Genomic DNA, 22,784 nt, shown 5'->3' on the forward strand with positions numbered 1-22,784 from the left:
AAAATTATGAATAAGTTGAGATGTGTAGGTTTTGTACTGATGTCGGTTTTATTATTCTTTTCTTGTAAGGACCAAGAAACGCCTGTTACTATGCTAAGCGTTGAGGTTTCTTTCCCAGACGAATTAGGTGGTGTAAATAAGGATGGAGTATCGTTGAGTCTAATAAATCAAAACTCAGGTAAAGTTTATGATGGATTAACAGGTACAGAGGGAGAATGGGAGATTGAAATACCCGAAGGCGTATATAATGTTTCTGCTTTCGCAGAAAAAGAATACACAACCATTGCTGGTAGCGAATCATTTACAACTACAGCAAACCTGGTAGGTACACAAGAGAATTTAAGTATAGTCGGAAAATCTCAATCGCTCTCTCTAGAATTGTCTGTGAGTATTAATAGCAACACATGGGTTTTTAAGGAATTATATTTTACCGGTTCGCGAACGCCGGAGGACAAGTCTTATCGAAGCGACAAATATTTTTCTATAGTCAACAATTCCGATGAAGTGTTATATGCCGATGGAATATCGCTCAGTGAGTCACATGTGCTTACTTCTTCGGATGTTTATGATTGGGAATCAATTGTTAGCAGGGATGAAGCATTTGTGGTAAACCATATCTACACTATTCCGGGAGATGGAACCACATACCCCGTGCAACCAGGCGAAACCATTATATTGGCTGATTTAGGAATTGATCACACGACAGAAAATCCTAATTCATTTGATTTGACGATGGCCGATTTTGAATGGTGGGATGATCATAGTTTAGATTCGGATGTGCCTGAAGTGGAAAATTTGATTAAGAGTTACTCTTCTTCTAAAACCATTTGGACACCGCATAACAGAGGTTTAAAATCGTATATTATTTTTAAACAGGAGGGTGCAATGGACGATTTTTTAACCAATAATGTCATTGAAGGCCAAACAGCTATCGGTAAACCTTTGATTCGTTATAAAGTTCCCAACGATGTAATTATAGATGCGGTTGAAATGAGTACGCCTAGTAGCTTTAGTTTAAAGGTCATTTCTCCGGCACTTGATGCAAGTTATACGCATTGCGGCGATGAGGGAGACGAACGCTATGGCAAATGCGTGCGCAGAAAGGTGGCCAGGGAAGTAAACGGAAGAAAAGTATATATGGATACAAACAATTCCGCAGTGGATTTTGAAACTACAGTAACTCCTATGCCGGGTTTATAACATGCCTAAAAATATTGCTTATATCATTCGCGCTATTCTTGGAATAGTCTGTATTTCTATACAGGGTCAGCAGGTAAAGGATTTGGCTTATGTTTCGTTTTGGAACAAGGCAATGGATTCAACACAGTTCGCTAACCCCGCCTTAATGGATGGATTGCATCAAGTAAACGTTAAAACCATGGGGGGCAGCTATTACTATAATGAGGATGGAAAATTATATAACGTACAAAAAGGAAATAAAACAAATAAATATCGCTTGGCAATACATAGTTACACTAAAAAGGAAAGCTTTACATTTTATAGTGAGGTATATTATCAAAACGGATCAAAAGATAATGTAACTTGGAACAATATTAATTATTCCGGGAGAATTGGGCCTTATCTAATTGCCGATTCTACAGGAGGAACAAGTTATCATGAAGAATATTTTTTTAAAGGAGGGATCGAACGGAAGTATGATATTTTCTCGTGGGGCATTGAAGGATCCTACCTGGCTAGAATACATTATAGGAAAAATGATCCCCGACCTAAAACCAATACCTCAATTATAAGTATTAAACCTGGCGTTTCGTTCCGTGTAAAAAAGTACAGGTTGGGACTTCATGTGGGAGTTGACCGTTATGAGCAAAATTTGAACATGCGAATTTACGGCGGTGATAACGAAAAAGATTATTTCTATTTTCTGGAAGGACTCGGGTTTTACGATAATGTCTTTTCCGGCACAAACGCCTACCTTGAAACGGATTATTCCTCAAATGCGATTGAGGCCGGTGTCCAATTCGTTCCGGTTAAAAAGGAAGGACTTTTTTATACTCTTAAGTGGCTCAATAGTAATACGGAACAGTATTTTGCGCATACGTACCCCAGTATTTATAAGCAACATTTTTTAATCGGGAAGTTAGGTTGGACAAAACAATATGAGAATTTGTTTTTGCAGTTTGATGGATTGGCCCATTTTACCAATGGAGTTGGAACGGAACGTGTATATGAAAGCATCATAGTTAATGAAGAAACGGATACAAGCGATAAGCGCCTTCTGACGGAGAGTGATAACTATTCGCTCAATAGGCTAAACCTGCACTTATCTGCTTTTTTATCTTCAAATATAAGTGATCAGATCATGGTATTTGGACGAGCGCACATCGAAAAACAAAAGTTTAAAGAGGAATACCTAAGCAGTAGCGAAATGCGTTGGCAAAGGACCGGCTGGAAAGTTCAACCTTCGATTCAAGTTTTGTTTGGACATTCGTATCTGGAGTGCTCTTTGGGATATGCCTCGTATTTATTTGGTAATAAAGAAATTATAGGTATACCGGACGGACAGGGGAATTCCGATATAAGACAATCGACCATAAAAGAATCACTAATATTACCCAATTGGAAATATAAAACAGCCGATTATTCAAACTATTTTATATCGATAAAGTATACAACTAATATTGCAGAAAAGAAAGCGTTAAATTTATCCGCAGAATATTCTAATCAAAATTCAGACCTTATTCAGTTTAATAGTTGTCAGCTTAATGTGGGCATTAATTTCTAAACTATGAACAACATTATCGAATGCAATAACCTGACGCATTTTTATGGTTCGCGCTGTATATACGAAAACCTTAATTTTAACGTTCCGGAGGGAAGAATCGTAGGATTACTAGGGAAAAATGGAACGGGTAAAACAACTACCATCAACATATTAAACGGATATCTAAAACCCCGGAGCGGGGAATGTTTGATGTTTGGTGAGAATTCTTCCAGGCTGTCTCCAGGAACCAAGCAAAAGGTGGGGTTGTTGATTGAAGGGCATGTTCAATATTCTTTTATGACCATTAGGGAAATTGAGAAGTTCTACTCTGCCTTTTATCCTAAGTGGAAAAAAGACAGATATTATGAATTGATGAACCTACTTACCATCAATGTAAAACAAAAGCTTTCGCAGATGTCGTGTGGACAAAGATCGCAAGTGGCACTGGGGCTTATCCTGGCGCAAGACCCGGAACTGCTGATTTTGGACGATTTCTCCATGGGACTCGATCCAGGGTATCGTATGTTATTTGTTGATTACCTTAGCGAATATGCCCGTTCCGAAAATAAAACAGTTTTTGTTACCTCGCATATTATCCAGGATATGGAGCGGCTGATTGACGATTGTTTAATCATGGACTATGGAAAAATTATTCTGCAAATGCCTGTGCGCGAACTGTTGTCAAAGTTTCGTCGCTTTCGTTTTGCTTGCGATAAACCCTTTATGTTAAACGGGTTTCCCGAATTGTTACATCCTGTTACCATAAAAGGCAGAACTGAAGTTTATACCATGCTTGGGCAGAACGAACTTAGAAAAATAACGGAGGAACGTAATTTAAATATAAAAGAAATAAAAGAAGAATGGCTTACTTTGGAGGAAGCCTTTATCGGCCTAACCGGAAAATATTAAACTATGGAAAAAGCACTGCTATATAAGGAATGGAAGAAAACCGAGCTTTTCGTTTGGGGCATTTTTGGGGTTGGAATTATTTTATTGACTTATACCTTCTTGAAACTGGGACGTTCCTTTCGGTTTGTCGGAATGGAACACCTGATAGATGTGATAGTTAATCGTAAGCAGTTTGCGTATACCGATATGAAATATTATCCGCTGGCGGCAGGATTGTGTCTAGGTCTTGCGCAGTATATACCTGAAATGATTCAAAAGCGTATTAAACTTACATTGCATTTGCCGCTGAACGAAAATCGAATCATAGCCTTAATGTATAGTTATGGATTGGGGGTGTTGTTGTTCATTTTTACGGTTGATAACATAGGAATAATCGTTTTTACACGAATAAACTTTCCCTTAGAAATAATGGTCAATTATATTGTAACGTCTATACCATGGTATATTGCAGGGTTGGTTGCTTATTCATTTGTGGCCATGATTTGTTTGGAACCTACCTGGTCCAGAAGGGTTTTTAATGTGCTGATAGGAGCAGGCACCGTGAAGTTGAGTTTTATTTCAAGCTTACCGGCTGCACAAGAACCTGTTATTGGGTTGCTCCTGGTATTAACAGTGATTGTAATTCCGTTTGGTTTTTTGTCGGTTTACCGCTTTAAGCAGGGCAAACATAATTAATGTATCGGGAGATTTAGGAATGAAAATAATAAAATATACGATTATAATTCTGTCCACTCTGCTTTTGGCATGGATAATACCGGGGATCTATCATCTGATGACAGACAAAAGTATGGATCTTCCGTTTGCATGTTATAGTTCTGTTGAGAAAGCCTTTTGCACTATTGATGTTAGAGGGAAGCATAATACTGTCCGTAAGAATGTCAATACAGGTATGATATATACACAATCGGAGTTCGATAGTATTTTACCCATGTTTTATATCAAGCAACTTCTATCCGACACAAGGTTTCCCGAAAGTATTAACGGGAAGGCAGTTAATGGAAAAGAGGCAAGAAAGAAAATATTTTATTTAAGCTATAATCCAACGGAAAAAAGAAGCCCTGGTATTCCTCTTTATTCTTTGCTGGAGTCTTCTTCTGGAAGGGTAAAGTTGAAGATGCCTGGAGATGTATTCCGTATAAATAGTAAAATCGAGTTTATTGACCCTGAAACCAATATGGTGATCCGCAAAAAAAGCGATTTATTTATGAAAGCTTTTGTGCATAGTGATTTTGTATTTCCGGCCAGAGAAGTGTATGGGAGCAGTTTTACCCGAAAAGCCTATGATGAAGGTTATTTAATTCTGGATAATATAGGCCAGGTCTTTCATTTAAAAATGGTACGTGGCAAACCGATGCTCAAGAATATAGGATTGCCCAAAGATATGAAGGTGGCATATATAGTGAGAATGGAACCTGAAGATAAAAGTTTTTACGCCTTTATGTTCGACGATCAAAACAGAATGTACCTTATCACCACGGATGGTTATAGGATTCAGGAGCTTAAAACCCCAAAATTCGATTTAGATACGGATCGTTTAACGGTTATGGCTAATCCTTTGTTTTGGACAGTGAGTGTAATTTCATCGTTGGGCAAGGAGTCCTATGCTTTAGAAGCTCAAAGTAAGCAGCTGGTTGACAGCATTTCTCTGATGCTTCCACCTTCGACGGATTATGTTTTATCATATGGTTTACCGTTCGAAATATCTTTTACGTCCCCGAATTCGAAGTATGTAAGTCCTATTATACATTTCGCAAAAGTTGGGGTTCTCGTCACAAATGTGCTTTTTACAATTCTTTATTGCTTCTTGATGTATTATCGGCAAAAACCTTATGGAATTTATTCATTGATTTGGATCATGTTGACCGGTTTTTTCGGTTTTATTCCCGCTTTAATTATAACAGATTAGGATAGGATTTGCGGCATTTGCCGTTGGTATCTTCGGTTATATTTCAAAAGATAGTTTCTGTGTTAACTCAATACCTGCTGGACTTACTTCTGCTATATATGGAAATATCTCAACACCATGTTCATATGCCTCTTTTAAGGCCAAAGCATAGTCGGGATCTATTTCCTTTGCCGCTCCGAAGGAGTCGATATCTTGTCTTTGAATCACATAAAACATAATAGCTCTTATCCCGGCCTTTTTTACTTCGATCAGTGTCTTCAGGTGCTTTTGTCCTCTGGTAGTTACCGCATCCGGAAACAGGGCTTTGTTACCAACCTTCATGGTCACGTTCTTGACTTCGATAAAACATTTTTCCGTTTCATTTTCGGCATAAACATCAAAACGGCTATCTCCGAACTGAACTTCCCTTTTTACGTTTGAATATTGGTCGATACCGGTAATTGTATGGTCTCTGATGGCTTCAAAAACAAGTTGGTTTGGGATACTTGTATTGATGCCAATCCAATGGTTGTTGATAAAAATCATTTCCCAGGTAAATTTGGTTTTTCGTTTAGGATCTGCGGCGCGGGAAAGATAAACGGGAGCTCCTTCCTCAATGCATGTCTTCATGCTTCCCGAATTGGTGCAATGCGCCACTACCACCGACCCATCTTCCAATTGTACATCCGTTAAAAATCGCTTGTATCTCTTTATCAATTTGCCAGGGACCAGTTTTGTTTCGAATTTCATGGTTGATGATTTTGTTCAGGAGCAAATATACTATTGTTCTCTTAGCGTTACTCATCTGTTTATGGCGACCGTTCGAAAAACTTTGCAAAATACATTTTGGCCAAATACCATTTCTAATATTTTTTAAGATGGTATGATATTGTTGTCAAAATAAATTAATATATTTTTGCGGTCAAAAATTATGGATTGTAGAGTAGGATGTGCGGCCTGTTGCATAGCTCCTTCAATATCATCGCCTTTGCCTAAAATGCCAGACGGGAAACCAGCGGGAGTGGCTTGTGCGCATTTAACTCATGATTTCAAATGCGAATTGTTTGGCAAAAAGGAACGACCTGATGTTTGCGGTGGATTCAAAGCGGAGCCTGAGTTTTGTGGTAATCATAGGGGCGAGGCCATTAAAATTTTAAGTGAACTAGAATAATTTAAGTGTAAAGTAACGAAAAATGAGTAAGGGAGATTTTGAAAGGCCTCTATACTTGATCCTTACATCTTAATACTTATTTGAACATGAATGCTATCGGAAACTTCTTCTACCAGGTTTATAAGTGGATTATTTTTATCCCTGTATTTGCGATTGCAAGTATTGTTTTTTCGATTGGGGCCGGTTTGCTTGCGGTACTTATTTCACCCGGGGCAGGAAGCTTAAGTGGTGTGATGTGGGCTAAAACTGTTGCGTTTTTTACACCGATGCGTGTAAAAGTGGAGGGTAAAGAAAATATTAAGAAGGAACAGTCGTATGTAATTGTAGCTAACCATCAGAGTGCCTATGATATTTTTGCGCTTTACGGGTTTCTGGGTATCGATTTCCGATGGGTGATGAAAAAAGAACTTCGCCATGCTTTCTTTATAGGGCCGGCCAGTGCTAAAGTGGGGCATATTTTCATCGACCGGTCTTCACCCAAAGCTGCCTTCGAGTCCATAAAGGAAGCCAAAAATAAACTGGTAAACGGAACTTCGGTGGTTATTTTTCCTGAAGGAACCCGGAGCGGGAGTAACAGCGTTAGGCCTTTTAAAACCGGAGCCTTTAAAATGGCCGAAGCACTTGAGCTACCTATTCTTCCGGTAACGATAAAAGATACCCATAAAGTATACGGAGGGGGGACTTTTAATGTACTGCCCGGGAAAGTGAATCTTACTATAAATCCCTGCATAGACACTTCAAAATACAAAGGTGATATTCGGGCTTTAATGGATGTTACCAAAGAGGTGTTAATTGGGCCTATCAAAGAGTTTAATTAGCAATTCTATTATTTACATCTGTTTTCAAATAAGGACAAGATATTAAATTGTGGTAAAGCAACGTATACCAGGTTGCAAAACACTATCAACGTGCAGGCAAAGCAATAAGGATACTCCTATATATCAAACAACGAAGTTAACAATTTGCGTTTCGTAAATTATACCAATAAAAAATATGATATTTCAAGAGCTGTATGGCAAAGGATGAACAACTGAATTAATACTTGAAATAACATCGTAAACTGTCAGTGTTTTCATGTTAATGCGACCAATTATTTTTAAAACAACATACTATGAAAGCTTTTACCTTTTTTACTGTTTTGTTAATAGTGCTTTCAATAGCACCGGTTGTAGGTCAGTCTGCTGCCACTTATGATGTTACCTTTACAAGTGTTTGGAACGAAACGCACCATACCAGTGTGCCTGGAAACGCACATTGGTCGAAGCTGGTGGGGGCCACACACAAATCAGCCAACACCTTTGTGGGAATAGGAAGTGTAGCGTCGCCAGGGCTAAAAGGCGTGGCCGAACTAGGGAATAATACTGTATTTAATGGTGAAGTAAATACTGCCATATCAAGTGGCGAGGCGGATCAATATATCGACGGGCCTAATTTAGAGAGCGCAACCGGAGATATGATGATTTCCATGTTAGAGGTAAGTGAGGATTTTCCTTTGCTGACCTTGGTTTCCATGATTGCACCAAGTCCGGACTGGTTTATAGCATTGAACAGCTTTAACTTGTTGGACGCTGAGGGAGCGTGGAAAGAATCAGTTACCATGGACATATTTGCCTACGATGCAGGTACTGACAGCGGAACAGATTACACTTCTGGCGATATGGTTACGAATCCTTTTCAGAATATATTAATGATTAATGGGCCGCCTATCAATGGAAATAAAATGGGGACTATTACTGTTACTTTATTGACTTCAACAGAGGTAGTCGGTACTGATGTGCTTGAAAATATCAGAATCTTTCCAAATCCCGTTACTCACGGTAAGGTTTCTATTAGCGGAGGATTGAAATCCTTTAAGAAGGTTGATATTTTCGATTCTTTGGGATCGCAGGTTAAATCGATAGTTGGAAATCAACAACAGTCTCTTTGGGATTTAAACGTTGAAGGTTTATCGGAAGGAATCTATATTTTAAGACTGACAACCAATGCTAATAAAACGGTTACGCGTAAATTGATTATCAAGTAGCACCCATTTAGTGGTATTTGATACGATGAGGAGTTTAAAAATCCGCATCCGCTTTTATTTTAATTTTTTCGTTGGTTACAGGGTGGCTAAACTCCAGGTATTCCGCATGTAAATATAACCGGTTGCTTTTTATACCATATAAATCGTCCCCAACAATAGGCATATTTAATCCTTGGGGATGTGCCGCATGAACCCTGAGTTGGTGTGTTCGGCCAGTGATAGGAAAAAAATGAACTTTTGTTTTTCCATCCTTCCTTTCGATTACCTTGAATTTGGTGATGGCACGTTTGCCATATTCGTAACAGACTAATTGTCGGGGACGGTCGTCTAAATCGACCCGTAAAGGCAGTTTGATAAGACCTTGATCTTGTTCTATAATTCCATCTAACAACGCAACATATCTTTTCTGAACGGTTCTGTCCAAGAATTGTTTTTGCAATATTTTATGCGCTTCCTTGTTTTTGGCCACTAAAATCAATCCCGAAGTTGACATATCTAAACGGTGAACCAATAATGGCCCTGTTGCTTCAGGATATTTTTGCTGTATTCTATAAAAAACGGAGTCTCCCGTTTCTTTGCCTGGCACCGATAAAAACTCGGCCGGTTTGTTAACGACCAATACATCCTTATCCTCAAAAACAATTTCCAGTTCATCCTCATGGATGGTTGGTGATTGTATGGGATTTTCGTCCATAGGTATCCCTTTAAGCATATGCCCCAAAATCGGTTCACATTTTCCTCGGCACGAAGGATAAAAGTTTTTGTGTTTCCTGATTTCTGATTTGGGACTCTGACCCCACCAGAATTCGGCCATCGCTATGGGCTTTAGTTTATGCTGAAAAGCAAATTGAAACAACTTTGGAGCAGCGCAGTCCCCGGCACCAGCCGGAGGAACATTTAGCGAAGTATTGGCAAATATTTCACTAACACCCATTGTTTCGCCATCTTTGTTTAGAAATTGGTACTGGTCAAACAGTTTTTGCTGCAGGGCAGCCGAACGTTCCTTTCTTTCTTCTTTAAGAGAATCAATTTTGTCGGTAAATATTCGAAGCTTATTTTGGTTTTGGGTAATTCTTTCCTGCCATTGTTTTTTGAGTTGCTTGTAATCGTACTGTTGTTTTAGGCTTTCTTGTTTCAGCTCTTCCGCCAGCTTATCAAATTCTGTTTGGCTCAGCTCATGTTTTCCAATGTTTCTTCGGTCCTTACGGGCATTTTTGGCATTTTTCATGAATTGCCGGAATTCTTGCAATTCTTTTTCGGATTTTTCTATTTCGTTGATGTTAATTTTTTCGCACTCGAGGTATGCAGCATCATTTTCCAGTGCTTCAATTTTATGATTGATCTTACTTATTTGATCTTCCTCAATCTTAAAAAAACCATCCTTATCCAGTAAGTCATATATCGGAGGTACAAAACCCGGGAGATGGTTTGTTTCAGCCAGCTTACCGCTAAACGCAGATAGAAAACCTAGTTGTCCATCTTTTTTTTGAACCACCAAAACACCAAACATTTTACCGATATTGCTTCCCTCAACAAAATGATCCAGGCCAAAATCGTGATGCCATTTTTTTTGGGTGAGGAGGAGGTGTTGTAGTTGATTGGCTGCCTTAACACACAATGCGTGCGGTTCATAGTAAAATGGATACGTGAATTTATCTGGTAATTTTATGTGACTTATATCTTCGATAAATTTAGTGAAACAGCTACCTGTGGTATATTCTTTTTGCATTCGTTACGGGTAAAATATTGGCAAAAATACAAAGGAATAGGATCAATTCGCTAATTTATCGTAAAAAGTTAGATAGACTCCATCGCATTGCTTTTGCATATATCAAATAAATAACATACCTTAAAAATGAACTAGAGGAATTTTATTTTTACTTAACTATAAAAATTATTGGGAGATGAAAAAGGTCATATATGGACATAGGGTTGATATTGCAATTTACAAAGATCTTTTGGTAGATGCAGGAATTGAGTGTTTAGTTAAAAACGAATTTGAAGAGGCTGCGAGTGCAGGTTTTGGTTCCGGTTTGCCGGGCAATGCCGATTTATTTGTGGATGAGGCCGATTTTGAGAAAGCGGAGGGAATTATAAATTCGTATAAAGAAACCAATCCATAGGTGCGTTAATGAAGAAAATAGTTCTGTTGATCGGTGCATCTTATGGTCTGCTATCGGTTGTTTTAGGTGCATTTGGGGCACATGCCTTAAAAAAAGTATTGGGTATAGAAGCCTTAAAAAGTTTTGAAACCGGTGTCAAATATCAAATGTACCACGCCGTGGTGCTGTTACTGGTCGGTTTTTATTTTTCGTTTTCTACTAAAATGGAAAACATGATGGCGTGGTCCTTTATAATGGGTACTTTCTTGTTTTCGGTGAGCATTTATTTTTTAGCCATGAGTAAGGCTTGGAATGTTTCATTGAGCTGGTTGGGCCCCGTTACTCCATTGGGCGGGCTGTTGCTGATTGTGGGCTGGGCTCTTTTACTGGTTAATATTTACAACAAGTTTTAAGTCAATGACCAATGGCTAATTTTCTGCAGGCGGTCGACTAATCTTTTTGCTCCTTCTCCATCTCCTTCAGTTCTTTTTTGAGTTCTTTTTTCCTTTGTGTCATTTCCTTTTTTAGCTCTTCCATTTCCTTTTTGAGCTGTTCTTTTTCTCTTACAATATCTTCTCTTTCCCGGCGTAATTCCTCTCCTTCAATTTCCCGTTCGGCAGCTTTCAGTTCCATTTCTATCTCTGCTTCAATCAAGGAGTCTAGGTTCATGTTTTTGATTTGTCGACCTGCCAACTCAATGGCTACATTGGCCGCTTCCAACGAGGTTTCAACAATCGCTTCAATATCCATATTTTTCAGCACTTCAGCTGCTATTTTCAAACCCGATTCTGCAGCTTCCAATGATAGCTCGGTGATGGCTTCGACATCTTCCATATCTTGTATTTCCTTCATGGTCTTTTTGTTTTCCTTTATAGCCTGTCTTATTTCTTCCCTGGCTACTTTGAGGCCTGCTCGTATTTCTTTTTGGATAGAATCGGAATTTATTTCGCTGATGGCTGCATCAATTTCTATTCGCGCATCCTTGAGCTCAGCCTGAATATGTTCGAAGTTGATTTCTTGTAATGCGAGATTAATTTCTTGCATTATCTCGGAGGAAAGTGATTGATCTTTTTCCGAAAGTGCTATCTCGATGGCTCGTTCTATTTCCTCCGACAACTCTTCTTTTTCCCTGGCCAATTCCACGTTTTTTTCAACTTCTTGCAAAATACTATCTTTTAGTGCTTTTGCTTTTTGGGGAGGCAATGGTGTTGCAGGTGGATTGGGTGTAACCGCTTCCTTTACGGCTTCTTTATTTTGGTTTACAGGATAAATACTCTCGTTATACTGATTCCCAACTGAAAACGAAACCAACAGTATACTGCTGATGATAATACAGGCCGCTATAAGACCTTCTGAAATATTTGTTTTCATAACTCTTCGCTTTTGAATACGTTTAATTCTTTCTAACAAACTTCCTTTTTTCTTACTGAAGGCCATTGAAAGATTCTCTTGCTGATAACTGAAAATATGAGCTTGGGTAAGCGCTTTGGCATAGGTAACCTGGTCGCCCGTAATAATAATGGCGATATCGTCGCATGCATGCTCCCTCTCTGCTCTTATATGTTTCGAAATAGCCCAGACGGCGGGATGATAAAAGAATAAGATCTCAATGACCGATTGAATAATGTTGAACAAGTAATCGTTACGTACGATATGAGCCAGTTCATGTGCAATAATGGCTTCTATTTCTTTATCGGTTAAACCGGAGAATGCCCTAACCGGAAATAGAATGATAGGTTTTAAAAATCCAAGTGTAAGTGGAGTAGTGGTATGAGGCGATTTATACGCTTCGACCTCTCTTGAAATATTTAAAATAGTAGCAAATCCTTTTAATTTTTCCATCCATTTTTCTTCAAAAGGAAGGAGTTGAAGGGTTCGTAACCGCCTGTTATAGGCCAATCCTCCAAGCAGCCTGACCGTGAATAGTCCTATTCCAATAAGCCAAATGCTTAAGAATAAGGGAAAGTTTCGCTGGAACCAGGCTCTTACCTTCACTAATTTAATGTTGTAGTTTGAGGTCATTACAGATGCTGTTGTTTCCTGACCCATGTTTTGATTTGCATTTTTAAAATAATTTGGGTTGCTTAATAACTCGCTTTTAAGCATTTGCTTTTCCTGCGCATAACTGTAAGCGTGTACAAACGTAGAGACTGACCAGCCCAAAAATATAACCAATGCGGTAAACGAGATAAAATATCTTACCTGGGCACTGTGTCTGTTTAATAAGGCCAATAGAATAAGTAAACCGATTAAAATAATAAATCCTTGCCACAACGCATGAATAATTGTCCATCCAAGGGCTTCAGTTATGGCTGGTGAAAATATGCTTTGCATTGAATTCATGACAAATCAGGTTAAGTTGAAATGAGTAAAGTGTAAGTTCGTGTTTTTTTAGGCGAACGAAATGAATTATTTATCGTTCTATTTCAAAGATGATTTATTTTCCATTTGTTCAATAATTTGTTTTATCTCATCCAATTCTTCTTTCGAAGTCTTTTTATTACCCAATAACTGCATTACCAATGAACTGGCAGACCCTCCAAACGCGGAATCCACAAAACGATCCAGCAAACGTCCTCTGGTTTCTTCCTTTTCGTAATTGCTAAAGTACAGGTGGCTTTTTCCATTGGGTTCCCTTCTCAACAGTCCTTTTGCAGTCATTTTTTGCATGATCTTTAATGTGGTGGTATAACCAACATCTTTAGTTTTGCATATTAACTTGTGAATCTCCTTTACGGTTAATGGTTCTGTCTTCCATAGGATATTTAAAACTTCCAATTCCGCTGCTGTAGGTGCTATCTTTTCCATCTTCTTTATTTGTTACGACTCTTGTCGTACAAATATATACGACATTTGTCGTAATTGCAAATTTTCTTTTGATTTCTTGTTTGTTGCATTCGGAACATATTCGACCGATTGGACGGTTTTTGGGGTTGTAAGTATTGTATTAATATATCAGGAAGGTAATTGAAAGGTGTTGGTAATTAAAAAGTTTAGAGGATATTTTTTTTTCGATTAAAAACAGTTTCACGTAAATTCATAAGGCCATCTTAAGGTATTATGTTGTTATTGTTGTAATTTTGTAGTGCTAAATTAATGATTATGATGATACTGTTACATAATATATTATCAGCCAAAAGAAGTCTGTTCAAGTGGATGTCCACTTCTTTTCTGTTATGTTTTTACATCACCTCGGTTATTGCAAATTCGGACCCACAGGATGCTAATACTTTGGGAAAGGATAAAACCTTGGATGTGGTTACCTGGAATCTGCAATGGTTTGGAGCTCCTTATAAATCAAGTAATGCGAGAACCTTTGAGGAACAGTTAACTTATGTTAGTGACAAGATTTTAGCCATGAATGCGGATGTGTATGCCCTTCAGGAAGTGGTTTCCGACAAAGTAAACGGATATTTCTTAACCGAGCTGATCGAACAATTAAACACCGAATCATCGGAAAACAAATATTGGGGCATTGTTTCCGACAGGTACAGCTTTTCGTGGAATACGCCCTCTAATGATTTTCCTTCGCAATGTGTGTGTTATATTTTTAATACAAACACAGTGGGAGTGATAAATAGGTTCGCCATGTTTGGTGATGTTTATCAGGATAATTCTACGCAATCCATTGAAGGGTACGATGGAACTGCAAGCACGTTTTGGAGTAGTGGTAGGTTACCCTATTTTATGGAAGCCATTGTTTCCGTGGATGGCAAGAGTGAGGTGGTCAATTTTATTAATATTCATGCTAAAGCCTATTCGGAAGATTGGAAAAGGAGAGAGGATGATGGCGATTACTTATATAATGCCTTGATCAGCCATTATGGTGATGATAATTTGATTATGCTGGGTGATTATAATGATGAAACCAGTTCAACGAACAGTCCATACAACATATGGTACGCAAACGATAATCTTCATTTTCTCGATGTTGCCGGAGATGGGATAGATCATATCAGTGTATCCAACGAATTATATCCTGAATTTAATAGTTTACTAAATAATGAATATTCGGAAGAAGTTACCATATCCGATCATGATCCGGTGATGATAAGACTTTTGTTGGATTCTGAAAAAGAACTACAATCAGTAACTTTAAGTTCAGTGGCAGAACAGCAGTATGGTAATAAAATTCAGTTGTCAGGCGCTTCAAGTTCAGGTTTACCCGTGGAATATGTGGTGATTTCCGATAATGCTGCCATTGATGGCGATATGCTGGAAGTAACAGGTTATGGAACAATCGTTGTTCAGGCGGTTCAGAAAGGAGATGCGCAATATGCACCTGCTTTTTCAGATGCCGTTTATATAAGTGTGACTAAGGAGGATCAAACGATAACATTCGATCCAATTACAACCAAAACAATTGGTGATGATCCATTTTACATTAGTGCCACGGCAACATCAGGGTTGTCGGTAAGTTTCGAAGTGGTATCGGGAGGTGTAACTTTAAGTGGTAAAAAAGTGACTTTGGAAGAGGTTGGCGAAGTAGTTATTAAAGCGATGCAAGAAGGTAATGACCAATATAATGCAGCACCCGAAGTAACGCAAACCTTTATGGTGGAAGAAGAAAACGGGATAGAGGAAGAGTATGCCCGTCAGGTTGGTATTTTCCCAAACCCAACTACAGGACAAATTACAATATCGGCCCCTGACGTAACGGATAAAACAATCCGCTTTTTTGATTTATCAGGAAAAAAGGTGACGGAATTTAATTTTTTTGGTAACGAAAAGAAGTTTGATTTGAGTGCTTTACCCAATGGATTGTTCTTTGTTCAAATAACATCCGGAAGTATTACGATCACTAAAAAAATACAGGTACGTCACTAAAATTTGGCTAAAAAGAAGCGTATAAAGCTTCCGGAAAATATAAGCCGAAATGGAGAAAAAGGCGCCGATTCGGCATTTTTTCGTTACTTGCCTAATGTTTTTTCAAAAAAAATGGCATTTATCGCAAACGGTTGAAATAAGATGATCCAGTTGTAAGTGTATGTATTGTAGTAGTGTAGCGGTTTTGAGAGCAGTCGGATATTGTTACCTTTGAATAAATAAAATCAAAAAAAAACCGATGACTACAAGAAATCTACTTATTGGGCTAGCTATCTTATTATTGAGTAGTTGTGCGCAAAAACAACAACAAGTGCAAGAAGCTCCTTTTGTATGGGAGAATGCCAACGTTTACTTTTTATTGACTGACCGCTTCAATAATGGAGACACAACCAATGATGTCAATTTTGAAAGAGATGAAGAAACAGGCGTTTTGCGAGGTTTTATGGGCGGTGATTTTAGAGGGATTATCAATAAAATAAATGAAGGGTATTTCAACGATTTGGGGGTGAACGCCCTTTGGTTTTCTCCTATTGCCGAACAAGTCCATGGCAGTGTTGACGAGGGTACCGGAAATACTTATGGTTATCATGGTTACTGGGCCAAGGACTGGACCCGTATAGATCCTAACTGGGGTACCGAAGAGGATTTTGCCGAGTTGGTGGATGTGGCCCATAAAAGAGGAATAAGGATAGTGATGGACGTGGTGATCAACCATACCGGACCTGTGACAGACAAAGATCCTGTGTATGGAGATAGCTGGGTTCGAACCAAACCACAATGTAAGTACAAAACTTATGAATCTACCGTAACATGTACTTTGGTGGAAAACCTACCCGATGTAAAAACAGAAAGTGACAAAGAGGTTAATCTGCCCGACGTTTTAATTGATAAGTGGACAAAGGAAGGGCGTCTGGAAGAAGAAATGGAGGAACTAAATGCCTTTTTTGCAGAGACGGGTTATCCTCGCGCACCACGATTTTATATCATGAAATGGTTGACTGATTTTGTGCGTAAATATGGCGTTGATGGATATAGGATTGATACAGCCAAGCACACCGAAGAATCCATTTGGGGAGAGTTGTACGAGGTGGCCAAGAAGGCATTTGTCGACTGGAAAGCTGCACATCCCGATCAGGTGTTAGATGACAATGAGTTTTATACGGTAGGTGAGGTGTATAACTATGGTGCCTCAACCGGAAGAATGTTTGATAATGGAGGGGTTCCGGTTGATTATTTTGCCAATGGTATGGATGCGTTAATCAATTTTGAACTAAAAGGCGATGCTTTAAAAGAGTATGAATTTATATTCTCGAAGTATTCCAAAATATTGAATAATGAGTTGAAAGGTAAATCATTATTGCACTACCTGGCTTCGCATGATGACAGTCATTCGTTCGATAAGGAAAGAAAAATGTCCTATAAAGGAGCTAACAGTTTACTACTTTGCCCGGGAGCTTCACAAATATACTATGGCGATGAAACCAATCGCTCATTAATTATAGAAGGAACGGTTGGCGATGCGACCTTACGTTCTTTTATGAATTGGAATGATATTTTGGCCAACACGGTTGTAAACGGGGTTGGTGCCTATGATTTACTTACGCATTATCAAAAGCTTGGGAAATTCAGGGCTGCCAATCCCTCGGTTGGAGCGGGTGTTCATACGCAAATTTCGGAGGAGCCATATGTTTTTAAAAGAGAATATAACAATGGTGCATATATCAATAAGGTTGTGGTCGGACTCGAATTACCGCTTGGGAAAAAGGAAATTTCGGTTAGTGATGTTTTTGAAAACGGTACAGTTGTAAAGGATAATTATTCGGGTGCGACCGCTAAAGTTAAAGATAACAAAGTAACTATAGAAACTGAATTTGACATAGTGCTGCTGTCTCTATAAAATTGAACAAGGACAATATGATAGGGCATCCATAAACTTGGGTGCCCTCTTCTGATTGACATTGGAAATGATACTAAATTACATGGAGCTCAAAATAATTCTGATTAATTAATGACCTTAGCGTAAAACATTATATTTTAGTTACCGAATTTAACTATTTGGTATATGGGCAAGTTTCTACTGGGGTTGTTATTATTATTTGTGGTGATGCAAGATGTGCATACACAGAGCAAAAGCAAAAATGGAAATTATTATTATAAGTTGAAGACTTACGATAGGGCTATCAAAGGTTTTGAGAGGGAACTAAAGAAAAATCCCGATGATGAGAACTTGCTGGCAAAGTTAGCCGATTCCTATTTAAAATCAAACCTGAACAGGGCGCTTGCCTTGCCCTATGCTACTGAATTGGTCAAGAAAGATCCATCGGTACCAGATGTACTGATGTACGGGAAAGCACTTTTTTACTCCGATAAATATCGATTAGCGTTAGAACAGTTTGAGGAAGTTAAAAAGAAGACAAAATCCGACTCGGAAGAATTCAAGGAGGCTCAACAGTATTCTGAGTGGTTAATCAATGCTCAGGCCTACAAAAACAAGCCTGTAGATGTTAGTTTTATCAATGTTGGAAAAAAAATAAATACTGATAAGGACGAGCTGAATCCCATGGTTGCTGGAAATGATAAACTTTTAATGTACTCCAACAACAAGCGTTACCATTCAAAAATTGGCATTTATTATTATAATATTTGTGTTTCCGAGAATCATAATTTAGAATGGAGCAAAGCCAAAACCATCGGTAGTTCCATTAATTCAGGTTACGATGAAATTGTTTCCGGATTAACAAAAGATGGTAAAACCCTTTTTATTCACCATAATAGGGATTGGATAGAACAAATAGGGTACGCCAGCTATCTTGGGAACAATAAATTTTCAAGAATGGAACCTTTTGATGACCGGTGGAGCCGAAAGAAAGGCGCTTTTGGTGTTTGGCAATCTTCATCAACGGACACGTTATTGTTTGTAGGCGAAACAGAAACCGGTAACACGGATATTTTTTATGTGTTAAAATTACCTAATGGAGCGTATGGAGCAGCAAGAGCAGTTCCAGGAAGAATTAATACCCCGGCAAACGAAGATTTTCCGGTATTGACCGAAAATGGAAAGCGCTTGTATTTTTCTTCCAACGGAAGTGCTTCAATGGGAGGGTATGATTTATTTTATTCCGATTGGGATGAAGATAAAAACGAATGGGGCGAACCGATAAACCTGGGATATCCTGTCAATGATGCTTATGACAATTATACCATTACGCACACCAATGGCGCAAGGTATGCCTACGTAGCGGCAATACGGCCAGAAGGATACGGGGAAAGAGATATTTATAAGTTGGTTTTTAACGAGCATAGTGCGCCGAATATGATTTTGCGTTGTAAGGCTAGTCTACAAACTGATTCCGGAAACATAGTACCCCCATATAGTTTAAGGGCAGCGTTACATGATTCTATCAGCGGTGATTTGGTCGGCCGATACGCCTCATCTGCAGATTCAGCTAAATTTGCGATTGCTCTAGAGCCAGGAAAGTATTTGCTAAATTTTTATAACAAAGACTCGTTGTTGCTTTCAACTCCCTTAAATATCCCGGAAGCATGGTTTGATAATATACCGCAGGATAAAGAATTTATTTTGCCAAAGAAAAAGTCGAAATCGGAAAAAGAAAGCAAGTGAACCTGAACTATTCATATATCTACTTTCACAAGAATCAAGTTCAGTTTAACCCTGACCTAGGTGAAGTGAAACTTTAAAAAAAAGTTTTTACTGAGGCTTAGCCGCTGTCGGAGACAGAAATAATTCTTGAATTATTGGGGGAAAAGTTGTATACAACTACATTTCCTTTATTTTTGTGCTTAATCCTACTTGTTTGCTGTCGGGATTACCGTACATGAAATTCATATATCAGATAATTTATGAATCAGGCAGTTTATATTTATTGGAAGTGTCAGGTATAAAGAGATGTAATAGTATTGCGGCTTAATACTTGGTACTTAATTTTTTTAATTGTAAGAATGAAGCTTAATTTAAAGAATCCCATAGTATTCCTGGATTTAGAAACTACCGGAATAAACGTATCTACTGATAGAATTGTAGAATTGGCCGCCATAAAAATCAATCTGGATGGTTCGGAAGAAACACAACGGTATGTGATTAATCCCGAGATGCATATCCCCAAAAAAACATCTGAGATTCACGGTTTTTATGATGAGGACGTAAAAGATTGTCCTACTTTTAAAGAAGTGGCAAAAAAAGTGGCTAAGTTTATTGAGGGATGTGATTTGGGAGGATACAACTCCAATAAATTTGATATTCCATTGTTGGCCGAAGAATTTATCAGGGCCGGTGTAGATATAGAAATGAAAAAAAGGAAATTTGTGGATGTGCAAACCATTTTTCACAAAAAGGAAAAGAGGACTTTAGAAGCCGCATACAAGTTTTACTGCGCAAAAGAATTGGAGGACGCACACAGTGCCGAGGCAGACACGCGTGCTACCTATGAAGTGCTTAAGGCTCAGTTGGACAGGTATCCCGATTTGAAAAATGATATTGATTATTTGGCCGAGTTCTCTTCCTACAACAAGCATGCAGATTTTGCGGGTAGATTGGTGTTTGATGAGGACGGAGACGAATGTATTAACTTTGGAAAGCACAAAGGCAGGAAAGTTAAAGATGTTTTAGATACGGACCCCGGGTATTACGGTTGGATAATGCAAGGTGACTTTCCGCTTTACACCAAAAAAGTATTTACCAATATTAAATTAAGAGCGTTTAATAGGTAATTGGTTGGTTCTTTATGTTTCAAATTAAATGAGTATTGGTAATTTGAGTGTGACTAATGTGAATTAGCCTTGTAGACATATCTGTCATATCTTATCTAAAAATCTAGTGATCAAATATTGTAATGAAGATTATTTGTATTGGACGCAATTATGTCAATCATGCCAGAGAACTTGGAAACGAAGTTCCTGAAGAGCCGGTTATTTTTTTAAAGCCGGATACTGCATTGCTGCGAAACAACGAACCTTTCTTTGTGCCCGACTTTGCGGAAGAGTTTCATTACGAAACAGAGATGGTGGTTAAAATAAATCGTCTGGGTAAGAATATTGCTGCCCGGTTTGCACACAGATATTATGAGGAAATTGGCATGGGCATTGATTTTACCGCACGCGATTTACAAAGTAAATTAAAAACCAAGGGATTGCCGTGGGAGCGGGCCAAAGCATTTGACCGGTCGGCTGGTATCTCTAAAAACTTTATATCGAAGCATCGCTTTAAAGATATTCAAAACCTGAATTTTAAGTTGCTGGTGAACGGGGAAGAACGGCAAAAAGGATATACCGGGGATATGTTGTTTAAGGTGGATGACATTATTGCCTATGTTTCCAAATTCTTTACCCTTAAGATTGGGGATTTGCTTTATACCGGCACTCCTGCTGGTGTTGGAAAAGTAAATATAGGTGAGCGCTTCGAAGTTTTCCTCGAAAATGAAAAAATGATGGATTTCTTGATTAAATGATAATAGTAATATCTTGTCTGTTGCAATTTAATGACAATCATGGATTGACATTGTTGTTTTTTCGATTTTCTAATATAATGCTTTTACCTCCTCGTGTCTTTTGCAGTTGATAATGTGATCGTTGACCATGCCGGCAGCTTGCATAAAGGCATAAATAATGGTGGGGCCCACAAACTTAAAACCTCTTTTTTTAAGATCCTTGCTCATGACTTCCGCTTCAGGGCTAACGGCAGGGATATCGCTCATGGTTTTAAACTGGTTAACAATGGGTTTGTTACCAACAAAACGCCAGATATATGCATCAAAGGAACCATGCTCTTCAATTACTTTCATAAAAGCTTGGGCATTGGTTATGGCCGCTTTTACTTTGAGTTTGTTACGTATAATCCCACTGTCCTGAAGCAGTTCTGCTTCCTTACTTTCCGAATAAAGAGCTATCTTTTTCCAATCAAAATGATCGAAAGCTTTCCTGAAGTTTTCCCGTTTATTTAAAATTGTACTCCAAGATAGGCCGGCTTGAAAAGCATCGAGTATTAAATACTCGAATAGTTTACGATCGTCATGTACGGGCACACCCCATTCCGTATTGTGATATTGTAGCATTATTTCGGATGTGGTACCCCATTGACACGTTTCGTGTTTGTCCATAGCAATTAATTTACAGCAAGTCCTGCTTGGTTTTGGCTTGGCCAAGTTAGGGCTTGCTGTTCCGCATCAGTTTATACAATGAATATTATTTGGAGACAAACCAGCTCCTGCTAATACTCATCGTCTTCGTCCTCTATTTCAAAATCTTGATCGAAATCAAAGTCTACTTTGTCATAATCAAGATTTTCAAGATCGTTTTCATCAAAATCATCATCCAAATCGTCGTAAATAGAAATTTTCTTGCTGATTTTTCCTGATTTAGATTTAACCGGTTTTAATCCGATTTTGTCATCAAATTCATTATTAGCGGAGCGCTTACCACTCTTCTTATTAAAATTCTGTTTTGATTTCATAATAATTAAGCCACTAAATTTCACTAATCACCCTTTATATATTGGGGCCGGGTGAGGCCGATTTATAAAATACAATTCTAAAGTGTTATTTGAAGTAACCAAATCAGCATAATATGCTCGGTTCAAAATAATAATTTTCGGGTTAAAAGTATAAGAATAAAAATAATTTGGAATGTTAAATAAATTGAGTCGGGTGTGCCAAAGTTCACAATGGCGGGTATATTTAGCCTTAAGACCAATATGGGATAAGAGTCTTTTTAAGCCGGTTGAAATCTTCATCCGGTATCTTGTTAAAATGGTCAGTTTCATGACTTACAGAAAGCATTTTAGGGTAAACCTTCTGCTTTTTGATGTGATCATCTGTTAATACAAATCCTCTTCATCAAAGTAATAGTCATCATCCAAACCATGAAAACCTTCCCCGAGAACTTCTCCGAAGTCATCGGCTAACTCTTCCTGGATTTTCGTAGTCTTGTTTCTGTTAACAGGACTAGGACGATTTCCTTTTTTTTCTTCAAAATCCTCATATGAAGAAACGTTAGGTTTTCTTGTTTCAACTTTTCTCGATTTCATAACAAATCCTCCTATACTTTATGTTGTACGTGTATTATATTACGATTCTCAAATTAGTCAATTTTCTATATAAATATTACTCGAATCTACATTAAAAAGTTTTGTT

At 38.2% G+C, this 22,784-nt stretch carries 22 protein-coding genes; 15 read left to right on the forward strand and 7 right to left on the reverse strand.

Annotated features, from left to right (window positions below; translation table 11 throughout):
- The first annotated feature begins 6 nt into the window (after positions 1-6).
- Genes ACRD64_RS10605 through ACRD64_RS10625 form a run of 5 tightly spaced genes read left to right on the forward strand, consistent with a single transcriptional unit; the run spans position 7 to position 5,537 of the window.
- Entirely contained in the window at positions 7-1,200 is a 1,194-nt protein-coding gene (locus tag ACRD64_RS10605) for a DUF4876 domain-containing protein (RefSeq protein ID WP_430933317.1), read from the forward strand.
- Between the two features lies 1 nt (position 1,201).
- Positions 1,202-2,743 (forward strand): DUF6850 family outer membrane beta-barrel protein, encoded by a 1,542-nt coding sequence (locus tag ACRD64_RS10610; protein WP_430933318.1) that lies wholly within the window; start codon positions 1,202-1,204, stop codon positions 2,741-2,743.
- A gap of 3 nt (positions 2,744-2,746) precedes the next feature.
- The gene (locus ACRD64_RS10615; RefSeq protein WP_430933319.1) at positions 2,747-3,631 is read left to right on the forward strand and encodes an ABC transporter ATP-binding protein; all 885 of its coding nucleotides are present in this window, start codon (positions 2,747-2,749) and stop codon (positions 3,629-3,631) included.
- A 3-nt stretch (positions 3,632-3,634) separates the two neighbouring features.
- Positions 3,635-4,306, forward strand: coding sequence for a hypothetical protein (locus ACRD64_RS10620; protein WP_430933321.1), 672 nt, complete (start codon positions 3,635-3,637; stop codon positions 4,304-4,306).
- Positions 4,307-4,325: 19 nt separating this feature from the next.
- Positions 4,326-5,537 carry a DUF4857 domain-containing protein gene (locus ACRD64_RS10625; RefSeq protein WP_430933322.1) on the forward strand — a complete coding sequence of 404 codons (1,212 nt, stop codon included), beginning with the start codon at positions 4,326-4,328 and terminating at the stop codon, positions 5,535-5,537.
- 36 nt (positions 5,538-5,573) lie between these two features.
- Here ACRD64_RS10625 and sfsA read toward each other — a convergent pair whose 3' ends face one another.
- Positions 5,574-6,266: a DNA/RNA nuclease SfsA gene (gene sfsA, locus ACRD64_RS10630; RefSeq protein WP_430933323.1), complete on the reverse strand. Its 693-nt coding sequence runs from the start codon at positions 6,264-6,266 to the stop codon at positions 5,574-5,576.
- A 181-nt stretch (positions 6,267-6,447) separates the two neighbouring features.
- Here sfsA and ACRD64_RS10635 point away from each other — a divergent pair, with 181 nt between their 5' ends.
- From ACRD64_RS10635 to ACRD64_RS10645, 3 genes are all read left to right on the forward strand, one after another.
- A complete protein-coding gene (locus ACRD64_RS10635; RefSeq protein WP_430933324.1) occupies positions 6,448-6,687 on the forward strand; it encodes a YkgJ family cysteine cluster protein in 240 nt (79 codons plus the stop codon).
- An 86-nt stretch (positions 6,688-6,773) separates the two neighbouring features.
- On the forward strand, positions 6,774-7,505 hold the full coding sequence (locus tag ACRD64_RS10640; RefSeq protein ID WP_430933325.1) for a lysophospholipid acyltransferase family protein: 732 nt from the start codon (positions 6,774-6,776) through the stop codon (positions 7,503-7,505).
- 293 nt (positions 7,506-7,798) lie between these two features.
- The gene (locus ACRD64_RS10645) at positions 7,799-8,710 is read left to right on the forward strand and encodes a spondin domain-containing protein (RefSeq protein ID WP_430933326.1); all 912 of its coding nucleotides are present in this window, start codon (positions 7,799-7,801) and stop codon (positions 8,708-8,710) included.
- Between the two features lie 34 nt (positions 8,711-8,744).
- On the opposite strand, the gene ACRD64_RS10650 is transcribed toward ACRD64_RS10645, so the two are convergent.
- Positions 8,745-10,439: a pseudouridine synthase gene (locus tag ACRD64_RS10650; protein ID WP_430933327.1), complete on the reverse strand. Its 1,695-nt coding sequence runs from the start codon at positions 10,437-10,439 to the stop codon at positions 8,745-8,747.
- A 175-nt stretch (positions 10,440-10,614) separates the two neighbouring features.
- On the opposite strand from ACRD64_RS10650, the gene ACRD64_RS10655 reads away from it, so the two are divergent.
- Both ACRD64_RS10655 and ACRD64_RS10660 read left to right on the forward strand, forming a co-directional pair.
- A complete protein-coding gene (locus tag ACRD64_RS10655; RefSeq protein WP_430933328.1) occupies positions 10,615-10,833 on the forward strand; it encodes a DUF2007 domain-containing protein in 219 nt (72 codons plus the stop codon).
- 8 nt (positions 10,834-10,841) lie between these two features.
- Entirely contained in the window at positions 10,842-11,225 is a 384-nt protein-coding gene (locus ACRD64_RS10660) for a DUF423 domain-containing protein (RefSeq protein WP_430933329.1), read from the forward strand.
- Between the two features lie 37 nt (positions 11,226-11,262).
- Here ACRD64_RS10660 and ACRD64_RS10665 read toward each other — a convergent pair whose 3' ends face one another.
- Positions 11,263-13,155 (reverse strand): M56 family metallopeptidase, encoded by a 1,893-nt coding sequence (locus ACRD64_RS10665; protein WP_430933330.1) that lies wholly within the window; start codon positions 13,153-13,155, stop codon positions 11,263-11,265.
- Between the two features lie 78 nt (positions 13,156-13,233).
- Positions 13,234-13,620, reverse strand: coding sequence for a BlaI/MecI/CopY family transcriptional regulator (locus ACRD64_RS10670; RefSeq protein WP_430933331.1), 387 nt, complete (start codon positions 13,618-13,620; stop codon positions 13,234-13,236).
- 294 nt (positions 13,621-13,914) lie between these two features.
- Between ACRD64_RS10670 and ACRD64_RS10675 the strand changes: the two genes are divergently transcribed.
- The 5 genes from ACRD64_RS10675 (at position 13,915) to ACRD64_RS10695 (ending at position 21,104) form a co-directional block, all read left to right on the forward strand.
- Complete coding sequence (locus ACRD64_RS10675) at positions 13,915-15,639, forward strand: T9SS type A sorting domain-containing protein (RefSeq protein ID WP_430933332.1); 1,725 nt, start codon at positions 13,915-13,917, stop codon at positions 15,637-15,639.
- Between the two features lie 238 nt (positions 15,640-15,877).
- Complete coding sequence (locus tag ACRD64_RS10680; RefSeq protein ID WP_430933333.1) at positions 15,878-17,536, forward strand: alpha-amylase family glycosyl hydrolase; 1,659 nt, start codon at positions 15,878-15,880, stop codon at positions 17,534-17,536.
- Between the two features lie 165 nt (positions 17,537-17,701).
- A complete protein-coding gene (locus ACRD64_RS10685; RefSeq protein ID WP_430933334.1) occupies positions 17,702-19,261 on the forward strand; it encodes a hypothetical protein in 1,560 nt (519 codons plus the stop codon).
- Between the two features lie 338 nt (positions 19,262-19,599).
- Entirely contained in the window at positions 19,600-20,367 is a 768-nt protein-coding gene (locus ACRD64_RS10690; RefSeq protein WP_430933335.1) for an exonuclease domain-containing protein, read from the forward strand.
- A 122-nt stretch (positions 20,368-20,489) separates the two neighbouring features.
- Entirely contained in the window at positions 20,490-21,104 is a 615-nt protein-coding gene (locus ACRD64_RS10695) for a fumarylacetoacetate hydrolase family protein (RefSeq protein WP_430933336.1), read from the forward strand.
- Between the two features lie 69 nt (positions 21,105-21,173).
- Here the strand turns inward: ACRD64_RS10695 and ACRD64_RS10700 are convergent, their stop codons facing one another.
- From ACRD64_RS10700 to ACRD64_RS10710, 3 genes are all read right to left on the reverse strand, one after another.
- Positions 21,174-21,752: a DNA-3-methyladenine glycosylase I gene (locus ACRD64_RS10700; RefSeq protein ID WP_430933337.1), complete on the reverse strand. Its 579-nt coding sequence runs from the start codon at positions 21,750-21,752 to the stop codon at positions 21,174-21,176.
- Positions 21,753-21,862: 110 nt separating this feature from the next.
- Positions 21,863-22,105 (reverse strand): hypothetical protein, encoded by a 243-nt coding sequence (locus tag ACRD64_RS10705; RefSeq protein WP_430933338.1) that lies wholly within the window; start codon positions 22,103-22,105, stop codon positions 21,863-21,865.
- Positions 22,106-22,468: 363 nt separating this feature from the next.
- Positions 22,469-22,678 (reverse strand): hypothetical protein, encoded by a 210-nt coding sequence (locus tag ACRD64_RS10710; protein WP_430933339.1) that lies wholly within the window; start codon positions 22,676-22,678, stop codon positions 22,469-22,471.
- Between the last annotated feature and the right edge of the window lie 106 nt (positions 22,679-22,784).

The organism is Saccharicrinis sp. 156, from assembly GCF_050589685.1.
Taxonomy (GTDB): Bacteria; Bacteroidota; Bacteroidia; order Bacteroidales; family Marinilabiliaceae; genus Saccharicrinis.

Bases quoted from the DNA above. Each gene is read 5' to 3' on its own strand.
- ACRD64_RS10605 (WP_430933317.1), top strand. From the start codon at position 7: ATGAATAAGTTGAGATGTGTAGGTTTTGTACTGATGTCGGTTTTATTA.
- ACRD64_RS10610 (WP_430933318.1), top strand. From the start codon at position 1,202: ATGCCTAAAAATATTGCTTATATCATTCGCGCTATTCTTGGAATAGTC.
- ACRD64_RS10615 (WP_430933319.1), top strand. From the start codon at position 2,747: ATGAACAACATTATCGAATGCAATAACCTGACGCATTTTTATGGTTCG.
- ACRD64_RS10620 (WP_430933321.1), top strand. From the start codon at position 3,635: ATGGAAAAAGCACTGCTATATAAGGAATGGAAGAAAACCGAGCTTTTC.
- ACRD64_RS10625 (WP_430933322.1), top strand. From the start codon at position 4,326: ATGAAAATAATAAAATATACGATTATAATTCTGTCCACTCTGCTTTTG.
- sfsA (WP_430933323.1), bottom strand. From the start codon at position 6,266: ATGAAATTCGAAACAAAACTGGTCCCTGGCAAATTGATAAAGAGATAC.
- ACRD64_RS10635 (WP_430933324.1), top strand. From the start codon at position 6,448: ATGGATTGTAGAGTAGGATGTGCGGCCTGTTGCATAGCTCCTTCAATA.
- ACRD64_RS10640 (WP_430933325.1), top strand. From the start codon at position 6,774: ATGAATGCTATCGGAAACTTCTTCTACCAGGTTTATAAGTGGATTATT.
- ACRD64_RS10645 (WP_430933326.1), top strand. From the start codon at position 7,799: ATGAAAGCTTTTACCTTTTTTACTGTTTTGTTAATAGTGCTTTCAATA.
- ACRD64_RS10650 (WP_430933327.1), bottom strand. From the start codon at position 10,439: ATGCAAAAAGAATATACCACAGGTAGCTGTTTCACTAAATTTATCGAA.
- ACRD64_RS10655 (WP_430933328.1), top strand. From the start codon at position 10,615: ATGAAAAAGGTCATATATGGACATAGGGTTGATATTGCAATTTACAAA.
- ACRD64_RS10660 (WP_430933329.1), top strand. From the start codon at position 10,842: ATGAAGAAAATAGTTCTGTTGATCGGTGCATCTTATGGTCTGCTATCG.
- ACRD64_RS10665 (WP_430933330.1), bottom strand. From the start codon at position 13,155: ATGAATTCAATGCAAAGCATATTTTCACCAGCCATAACTGAAGCCCTT.
- ACRD64_RS10670 (WP_430933331.1), bottom strand. From the start codon at position 13,620: ATGGAAAAGATAGCACCTACAGCAGCGGAATTGGAAGTTTTAAATATC.
- ACRD64_RS10675 (WP_430933332.1), top strand. From the start codon at position 13,915: ATGATGATACTGTTACATAATATATTATCAGCCAAAAGAAGTCTGTTC.
- ACRD64_RS10680 (WP_430933333.1), top strand. From the start codon at position 15,878: ATGACTACAAGAAATCTACTTATTGGGCTAGCTATCTTATTATTGAGT.
- ACRD64_RS10685 (WP_430933334.1), top strand. From the start codon at position 17,702: ATGGGCAAGTTTCTACTGGGGTTGTTATTATTATTTGTGGTGATGCAA.
- ACRD64_RS10690 (WP_430933335.1), top strand. From the start codon at position 19,600: ATGAAGCTTAATTTAAAGAATCCCATAGTATTCCTGGATTTAGAAACT.
- ACRD64_RS10695 (WP_430933336.1), top strand. From the start codon at position 20,490: ATGAAGATTATTTGTATTGGACGCAATTATGTCAATCATGCCAGAGAA.
- ACRD64_RS10700 (WP_430933337.1), bottom strand. From the start codon at position 21,752: ATGGACAAACACGAAACGTGTCAATGGGGTACCACATCCGAAATAATG.
- ACRD64_RS10705 (WP_430933338.1), bottom strand. From the start codon at position 22,105: ATGAAATCAAAACAGAATTTTAATAAGAAGAGTGGTAAGCGCTCCGCT.
- ACRD64_RS10710 (WP_430933339.1), bottom strand. From the start codon at position 22,678: ATGAAATCGAGAAAAGTTGAAACAAGAAAACCTAACGTTTCTTCATAT.